A 693-nucleotide genomic window follows, 5' to 3' on the forward strand; every position below is an offset into this window, starting at 1 on the left:
AAGAGGAAGAAGTGACTGAAGAAGAGAAAGTCGACTTCATGTGGGACGATTACCACAAAGACGCGATGAGCGGCAAAAATGTTGTGACTGATGATGATTGGGACGATTGGGATGACGAAGAAGATGACGGTCATGTTATCTACGTTCGTGACTAATCTGAACGATTAAAGAAAAACCGCAATGAGAATTGCGGTTTTTTTGTATCTAGATTCAGATTTGTGGATTAGGGCAAAATTTACCCCTTAAGTATTAACGCCAATGGGAAGGATATCATGGCATCAAAACAACGAGCGGTATCAAGGTTGGTCGCTCAATCAGGACAAATGCTGTTAGCACACGGTGCAGAGAGCACTCTTGTTGGGGACATCATGCGTCGAATTGGATTGGCATCAGGTGTCGATGAAGTTGAAGTCGCACTCTCTGCCAACGCATTAGTCGTCACGACAGTCATGGGTGATCACTGTATCACCACAACCAGAAGCCGTGCTGACCGTGGCATCAACATGCAAGTGGTCACTGATATTCAGCGAATCTGCATTATGATGGAGAAGGGAATCCTTGATGCCGATCTTGCTCAGAAAAAGATTTCCGACATTAGTCCAGAGCGTTATAACCGATGGTTAGTCGTTTTAATGATTGGTCTCTCTTGCGCCTCATTCAGTCGTCTCGCTGGCGGTGATTGGCATGTGTTTA

At 45.3% G+C, this 693-nt stretch carries 1 protein-coding gene and 1 pseudogene; both read left to right on the forward strand.

Annotated features, from left to right (window positions below; translation table 11 throughout):
• A pseudogene (locus KIV40_RS32835) lies at nucleotides 1–155 on the forward strand (GTPase ObgE); the annotation flags it as partial.
• Nucleotides 156–272: 117 nt separating this feature from the next.
• Nucleotides 273–693 (forward strand): threonine/serine exporter family protein (locus KIV40_RS32840; RefSeq protein ID WP_285353558.1); only part of this gene is annotated, 421 nt, incomplete at its 3' end.

It is taken from the genome of Vibrio sp. D173a (genome assembly GCF_030248475.1).